The 6,532-nt window shown below is 68.1% G+C and carries 10 protein-coding genes; 7 read left to right on the forward strand and 3 right to left on the reverse strand.

The annotated features are described in order from the left end of the window. Positions 1-458 precede the first annotated feature (458 nt). Positions 459-1,037: a hypothetical protein gene (locus tag VK501_RS12755; protein WP_324337843.1), complete on the forward strand. Its 579-nt coding sequence runs from the start codon at positions 459-461 to the stop codon at positions 1,035-1,037. A 66-nt stretch (positions 1,038-1,103) separates the two neighbouring features. On the opposite strand, the gene VK501_RS12760 is transcribed toward VK501_RS12755, so the two are convergent. The 3 genes from VK501_RS12760 to VK501_RS12770 all read right to left on the reverse strand — a co-directional run bounded on the left by VK501_RS12760 (position 1,104) and on the right by VK501_RS12770 (position 2,748). Next, positions 1,104-1,349: a hypothetical protein gene (locus VK501_RS12760; protein ID WP_324337845.1), complete on the reverse strand. Its 246-nt coding sequence runs from the start codon at positions 1,347-1,349 to the stop codon at positions 1,104-1,106. Beyond that, positions 1,343-2,047 (reverse strand): ETEC_3214 domain-containing protein, encoded by a 705-nt coding sequence (locus tag VK501_RS12765; RefSeq protein WP_324337847.1) that lies wholly within the window; start codon positions 2,045-2,047, stop codon positions 1,343-1,345. The genes VK501_RS12760 and VK501_RS12765 overlap by 7 nt, the downstream gene beginning before the upstream one ends. A 245-nt stretch (positions 2,048-2,292) precedes the next feature. Next, positions 2,293-2,748: a hypothetical protein gene (locus tag VK501_RS12770; RefSeq protein WP_324337850.1), complete on the reverse strand. Its 456-nt coding sequence runs from the start codon at positions 2,746-2,748 to the stop codon at positions 2,293-2,295. Between the two features lie 193 nt (positions 2,749-2,941). Here VK501_RS12770 and VK501_RS12775 point away from each other — a divergent pair, with 193 nt between their 5' ends. From VK501_RS12775 to VK501_RS12800, 6 genes are all read left to right on the forward strand, one after another. Beyond that, positions 2,942-3,739 (forward strand): hypothetical protein, encoded by a 798-nt coding sequence (locus tag VK501_RS12775; RefSeq protein ID WP_324337852.1) that lies wholly within the window; start codon positions 2,942-2,944, stop codon positions 3,737-3,739. Between the two features lie 164 nt (positions 3,740-3,903). Continuing rightward, positions 3,904-4,473, forward strand: a complete 570-nt coding sequence (locus VK501_RS12780) for a type IV toxin-antitoxin system AbiEi family antitoxin domain-containing protein (RefSeq protein ID WP_324337854.1) — start codon at positions 3,904-3,906, stop codon at positions 4,471-4,473. Further along, positions 4,470-5,369 (forward strand): nucleotidyl transferase AbiEii/AbiGii toxin family protein, encoded by a 900-nt coding sequence (locus VK501_RS12785; protein WP_324337856.1) that lies wholly within the window; start codon positions 4,470-4,472, stop codon positions 5,367-5,369. Before VK501_RS12780 ends, VK501_RS12785 begins: the two co-directional genes overlap by 4 nt. An 82-nt stretch (positions 5,370-5,451) precedes the next feature. Next, positions 5,452-5,622 carry a hypothetical protein gene (locus tag VK501_RS12790; RefSeq protein WP_324337857.1) on the forward strand — a complete coding sequence of 57 codons (171 nt, stop codon included), beginning with the start codon at positions 5,452-5,454 and terminating at the stop codon, positions 5,620-5,622. 5 nt (positions 5,623-5,627) lie between these two features. Then, positions 5,628-5,837, forward strand: a complete 210-nt coding sequence (locus tag VK501_RS12795) for a helix-turn-helix domain-containing protein (RefSeq protein WP_324337859.1) — start codon at positions 5,628-5,630, stop codon at positions 5,835-5,837. Positions 5,838-5,880: 43 nt separating this feature from the next. Beyond that, on the forward strand, positions 5,881-6,444 hold the full coding sequence (locus tag VK501_RS12800) for a hypothetical protein (RefSeq protein WP_324337861.1): 564 nt from the start codon (positions 5,881-5,883) through the stop codon (positions 6,442-6,444). Positions 6,445-6,532: the final 88 nt, after the last annotated feature.

The following is a 6,532-nucleotide window of genomic DNA, read 5'->3' on the forward strand; positions in this document are numbered from 1 at the left end:
CCCGCTCAGGGAAGCGGCTACGCCCTGTCGTAGCGCTCTGGCTCGCCCAGGACGTAACGCCCGCCGGATCCGCGCGGTGGACTACGTAGCGACGCATAGTGCTCGTATGTGACTGCACGACGGTGCGGTCGACAGCGGGCTGAGTCTCTCCATGGCTGGCTCATGGATCTCTACGGTTAGGCCCCCCATGAGCGGCATCAGCGGTTCGGTCCCCACGACGATGCGGAATAGTGTCTGCCCGCGCAGTCCGTTCGGACTGTGGTCTGTCGCCGACCGGCACGCAACCTAGCGGGAGGCTGAGCCCAAGCTACGTGGCTGTTGCGGGAAGACTTCCGTCGTGCTCGCGCCCTGCGCGCTGGCAACCTGCCGTCGGTCCCTATGGCGCCGCGTCAGCGTCGCGACCCGCTGTGAGCCGCACGACGACACGGCCACACTGCGCACTGTCCTCTCGCTCGGGCATGCTCAGCGATGAAATGTCGACCATCCTTCCCTTTCTGGCCGCCATCGACGTCAAGGTCACGAGCGTCGCCGACGCCCACCGTGACACCGTCGACTACCTCACGCTCGTGTTCGCGTTCCTGGCTGCCGTCGGAACCATCTCTGCCGTCATCGTCGCTCTCTGGCAGGCAGCAGGTAGCCGGCGCCGGGTCGCCCGCCTCAAGACAGGGCTGACCAAGGACGGAGTGGGCATCTACGTGACCAACAACGGGTCTCGCCCGTTCACGGTCGAGTCGGTCCATTTCGTGGCCGCCAACGGCGCATCGATGTGGCCTCGGACGATCGCCGAAACTCGCGACACATGGCCCAAGCATCTTTCCGAGGGCGAAACGGCCCAGTTCGTTTTTGAGCGAGGTCAGCCGCCGCTCGCTGACGACCGTCGCCCCGAGCTGGTCGTGGTGAGATCGACCGGCGGTGACGAGTGGCTGTGCTTCTACAACCCATTCAAGAACCTGTCGACCCCTCGGCGACTTTGGCTCGACACCTTTGGCCAGATCGCCGCCGAAGTCGTCAGGCGGGCGATGCCATTGGGCTTGTGACGCCGCGCGCACTCCTGTACGCCCGGGCGACGTCGCCCGGTTGACTTTGGCCCGAGCGCCTGCCTCTCAGGGCAGCGTGCGCACCACTGAGATCGGCGGCGCGAACGATGTCGGGAAGTTGTCGACCCACAGGTCCATGCTGATCGCCGTGTAGGTCGTGACGACCGTGGTGCGTCGGAACTCCTGCATGATGGGCAGTGAATCCCAGGCCCGGCGGTCGTGCTCGTTGGGCCAGTCGCTGTCGCCAAGCTCCTCGGCCGCCGCCATACCGTTGCCCCATACGCCCGGCGCTACGTCGCTGGCCGTCAGCACGAAAGACTGGTAGCCCCCGGGGTTGCCGAAGGACAAGAACTCCGAGTAGGCGTAGTTGTGGGCGCCGTTGGAGATCCGGAGGCGCGGGCCGGCGAAGTTGTAGCTCTCGCGATCGCCGAGTCGCTGAATCGTGAGTGCCCGAGCTTGACGCGGAACAGCGGCTCGAAGCGCAGGCCGCGGCGCAGGCGACGCTTGTGTCGAAGCCCCGTGGGCGGCGGCCACGAGAACGTCGGCGCGAACTTGCGCGAGCGAGTGGTCACGGAGAACGCCAGCACCGTCGCGTCCTCGTTACTGATCGTCTGCACGTAGAAGTCACGGTCGACGAAGATCGAGACGGTGAACGCCTGTGGCGACCGCAGCTCTTGTTGGCGTGGTCCGTACTCATCTACGACAGCGTGCTCATGGTCGAACCGGGCGTCCTGTGACGTGATGAGCTCGTGGAAGTCCTCCTTGATGACCGTGTGCTGGATTGCGGGCGGCTCGCCCAGGATGGCCTCGAAGAAGGAAAGCTGCGCGGCAGTCCCCAGGCGCGCGAGCCGGGCGTAACCGTGTCGTCGGCGACCGAGCGTTCGTCGATACCAGGCAGCAAGTCCGCCGGCAGAGGCAACGATCGCGACGACGGCGGCGGCCACGGTTGCGACGCCCACAACCAAATCGCCAGTGCTCGCGGCGAGAAGGAGCGGCGGACCCGGATGCACGCCCGCATCGTATGGGAGCGGTGCGAATGAGTTGAGCGCATGAGGGCTGGGCCAGGCATCCCTCGGGTTGCGCGCCGCGTTGTGTGGAGACTTGCTGCTCCGCTGGATCGCGGCCTGCTGCACAGACTTCAACGATCTGCCTCGGCTGCGTCGGAATGCGGCGGTCGCTATTGGTCCTCCGCGCTTGCCCGACGGGCCTCGCCGCGCGCGTCGGCTGGTGTGCCCGAGACGCTGTGGCGGCAGCCTCAGTCGGCCGCAGGCTGAGCGCGCACGAGCACGCAAGGGTGGCGCAACGTCGCTGCTGGGACGTCGAACCCTGCCCATACCGCGGCTGCGGCGACGAGGGAGAACGGCCGCTCGGTCTCGTTCGCGTTGGCGTCGCCGACGTGCGGTAACTGGTCGACGAACCGCAAGATGGCGATTTGAGCATCGTGTTGGTGATGCTTGGCCTTGCCGGAGACGAACGCCTCCCACAAGAGCAAGCCGCGCTGAGCCCGCGCGAACGTGTCCCAGTCGAAGAAGACCTCGAGCTCGGGAACGTGCGCGTGGATGCGCTCGAGAATCCATGGGGTCTGCGCGATGGCCTGGGTCAGGACGTTGCTTCCCGGCGGGCTGCACCACGCGGGCGCCCCAACGTCGGATGGGCGCCTCTTGGCGAGCTCGCGCGGATCTTCAGGTACGCACGCACGGACGCGTGCCATCGTGGGATGGCTCCGGTTGCCGCGTGCAGGGTGGACCTCAGCGAGGCTGTCGCCGGAGCCAGTTCGGGCCAAGGGTGAGGCGAGGCTTCGTCGACGAAGGGTCACCGCGGCGCTCAAGCGACGGGGGAAGACGATGACTAGACCTGTCCAGCCGACGCTGCAATCTGCGGTTTCGGTTGCATATGCTGCGCGCATGCCCGCCGCTCTCCCGCTGGTGACGCGCCTAGAGATCGTCCGCGACTTCCGCCTGGACGAGACCGCGACGATCGACAACGGCATTCGTGCGCTGAAGGACAAGCACGCGCTGTCGCCGGGGCTGAGCTTCACGACGCGCGGCGCGGCCGGCCGGCTGGGTGGCCGGGTCCACCTCTACAGCGCGCTGAACCGCGACGCTGCACGTGCTGCTCGGCGCAAGGACCTCGTCACGGCCGCGCGGCTGGCGAAGGCAGCGGCCAGGCTTGACGCTTCGCCGGAGGCCAAGAAGATCGCCGTCGCGCTGAGCACGATCGCCGGTGCGGGCGGCGTCAATAGCGCTGCCGAGCTGGCCCGCTTGCTGGCCGCGCCGCAGCTCTCAGAGGAGGTGATCGGGCTGCAGCGCAAGCTCGCTCGCGCCCGCCGCGGGCTGGACGCCGAGACGACGCCCGCGCAGTTCAGCGGGCGCATCGTCGCTCTGAGCGACGTCGCGGCGACGATCGAGTTGCAAGGGCTTCCGTCTCCCGTCCCGGTGCCCGCGGTGGCCGTGCGTGCGGCGGGGATCGGGTCGGTCGGCAGCGCGGTGATCGCCAGCTGGGAGATTCTCGCGGGCGGGCGCACGATGCTGTCGGTGGAGCCTGCGATCGAGATGCCCGACGTCAACGAGCTCGGAGAGCCGCTCCTCGACGTACACGGCACGCCGTGGGGGCAGGTGCTCAGCGGCGTCGACCCCGACGTCCTCGCCGTCTCCGGCACGCCGACCGTGCGAATCCCGGCCGGCGTCCATGACGTGGAGTGAAGGTCGCCGACCTGCGTGATCGTCGGTGCCGTAGCCCCGTCCTGTTCAGGTCCCGCTCCGGCCTCGCGCCCTGATCGACATGGACTTCCGGCCGCGTGCACGTTATTGTCACGTATATGGCCAGCTTAGTTGGCGACAAGGATGACACTAGTGTTGTAGATCGCTTGTACGCGCTCGCGGAGCCGCAGGGCGGCTACTTCACGGCGCAGCAGGCGATCGATGCGGGCATCGCGCGGTCGACGTTGACCTATCACGCCCGTGAGGGCGGGACGTTGCAGCGTGCCGGCCGGGCCGTTTATCGCCTGCGTCGGTTCCCCAGCTCGCCGCACGAGCACGTCGTCCCGATCTGGCTGGGGCTGTCTCGCGCGGACGCTGTCGTCTCGAACGTCAGCGCGTTGGAGCTGCTGGATCTGACCGACGTGATCGCCGACGAGGTCCACGTGACGATGCCTCGGTCAAAGCGCGGTACGACGATCCCGGAGGGGGTTCGCGCGCACTTCACCGATCGGCCGATCAGGGGGCAGGACAGGCGTGTCGTCCTTGGGGTTCCCGTCACCGGTGTGGAACGCACGCTCGCCGATGTCGTACGTGGCGATGGCTGGACCGAGCAGGTTGATCTCGCGGTCCGTCAGTCGCTGAGTCGCGGCATGACGACCGTGCCGCGACTGAGCGCGCGGCTGCCGAAGTCGTGGCAGGCACGACTCCACGCCGCGGCCGGCGGCACCGGCTCGTGAGGTACGCGACCGCCGGCGCCTTCCGGGCCGCGTTGGAAGCGCGGCTCAAGGACGAGCAGTCCGATGGCGTCGGCCTGTCGCGATTGCGCAAGCGGATCGTGTTCGAGCGGCTGCTCGCCCGCCTGCAGGTCGTCGCCCCAGACGGCTGGATGCTCAAGGGCGGGTTCGCGCTGGAGCTGCGCCTTGGAGGCCGTGCGCGGACGACCAAGGACGTGGACATCGACTGGGCCGTGGGGGAGGGGGAGGCCACCGAGCTCTTGCTCGATGCGGCGGCTCTGGAGATGGACGACATGTTCAGCTTCGACGTCCAACGTGCCGCGATGGACGACGACCTCGCCGGTGGAGGACAGCGGTGGACGGTCCGGGCCGAGCTCGCCGGTCGTGACTTCGAGCGCGTCGCCATCGACGTTGGGTTCGGCAAGCCGCCCGTCGTGGAGCCGGTCACGCTCACCGCGTCTCGCCTGCTGGAGTTCGCCGAGATCACGTCGATCGTCGTGCCCGCGCTCGCCGTTGAGCAGCACGTCGCTGAGAAGTTGCATGCCTACTCGCGAACCTATGCCGGCGGCCAGCCGAGCTCGCGCGTCAAGGACCTGGTCGACATCGTGGTCATCGTCCGCACCACCACCGTAGACGGCGATCGGCTACGGCGGGCGGTCGCGGCGATCTTCGAGCGGCGTGACACCCACGAGCCGCCGCAGGCGCTCGCGTCGCCGCCGCGTGACTGGGTGCGGCCGTGGGCGACGTTGGTCGAGCATCTGCCGGCAGACGCCGATCTCGCGTCCGGGTTCTCCATGGCGGCCGCGTTCTGGGACCCGGTGTTGGCCGGCAAAGCTGGCCTGGTCAGGTGGGACCCGGAGTTGTTGGTGTGGTCGTCTGCGGAGCCCTCGGGGAGCTAGCCCGACGGTAGTCGCGGGTCGCTGTGCGGCCCTCGACTTGCGAGTCCGCGGCGCCCGCGAGTCGCATGGCCGTCTCGGTCGATTGCTCGATCTCTTCGGGTGTCAGGTCGAACACGGGACGTCCGCGATGGTCGAGGCGGCGGCGCCGGTGCTCGGCAAGGCGGGCAAGCTGCGAGCGGTCGGCGGGCACGGCAAAGACGCTAACGGCCGGTATGCGATTGGGCGAGGGGTGATCATGGGCGTGGTCGACTGAGGTACGTGGACACCGCAGATCGCCCTCACGATTCCGAGCCGCTGCTGACGGCCGATGAGGTCGCGTCATTCATGCGAGTGACGCGGTCGTGGGTCTATGCCGAGACGCGGCGCGATGCGCTGCCGCACGTGCGGCTCGGTCGCTACGTGCGCTATCGACGCTCGGCGATCGAGCGCTGGCTGGACGAGTCGCAGCGAGGGCCTCGTGTGCGCTGACACGGTGGGGGCGAGTTCTGCCGGCTGGCGCCTCTAGGTCGAGATGACCAAGCGCGATTACGGCACCGGCAGCATCTACATCGACCAGAAGCGGAACGCCTACTACGGCCGGTGGCGTACCGCTGACGGTCGCAAGCTCAACCGCAAGATTGGGGCGGTGCGGGCTCGAGGGGAGTCCGACGGCCTGACGCGGGCGGAGACCGAGCGGCGCTTTCGCAAGATGCAGGAAGCAGAGGAGCGTCGACCACGGCCCGCCGCGGGCGAACGGCGCACGGTCGACGATGCCGCCAACTCGTTGCGCAGCAAGTTGGCGATCCAGGGGTCACGCAAGTCCTACTTGGAGAACCGCGAGTCGATGCAACGCGTCCATGTCTCGCCGCGCATCGGCAGCAAGCCCGTCGACCGCGTGACGACCGCCCAGGTCGAGGCGGTCGCCGAGAAGATGCTGGAGGCCGGGCTCGCGCCTAAGCCTCGATCCACCGTTCCATCCGGCCGTTGGGGTGGAGTGACCTCCCAAGCGGGGCTTGGTAGCGACAGATTGCGCCTGTCGCGGGCCCGCTCAGGAGGTCACCCACATGGTGAACGAGCAGGCGGTCGTGGTGTTTGATGACGAGCGGGTGGTTGCCAATGCCGGGGTGATGTTGCCGGCGTTGTTGGCTCAGCGGCTCGGTGTGGAGCAGCTCGTTGATGAGACC

Origin of the sequence: Baekduia sp., assembly GCF_035318805.1 — a bacterium.
Taxonomy (GTDB): Bacteria; Actinomycetota; Thermoleophilia; order Solirubrobacterales; family Solirubrobacteraceae; genus Baekduia.

Bases quoted from the DNA above. Each gene is read 5' to 3' on its own strand.
- VK501_RS12755 (WP_324337843.1), top strand. From the start codon at position 459: ATGCTCAGCGATGAAATGTCGACCATCCTTCCCTTTCTGGCCGCCATC.
- VK501_RS12770 (WP_324337850.1), bottom strand. From the start codon at position 2,748: ATGGCACGCGTCCGTGCGTGCGTACCTGAAGATCCGCGCGAGCTCGCC.
- VK501_RS12775 (WP_324337852.1), top strand. From the start codon at position 2,942: ATGCCCGCCGCTCTCCCGCTGGTGACGCGCCTAGAGATCGTCCGCGAC.
- VK501_RS12800 (WP_324337861.1), top strand. From the start codon at position 5,881: ATGACCAAGCGCGATTACGGCACCGGCAGCATCTACATCGACCAGAAG.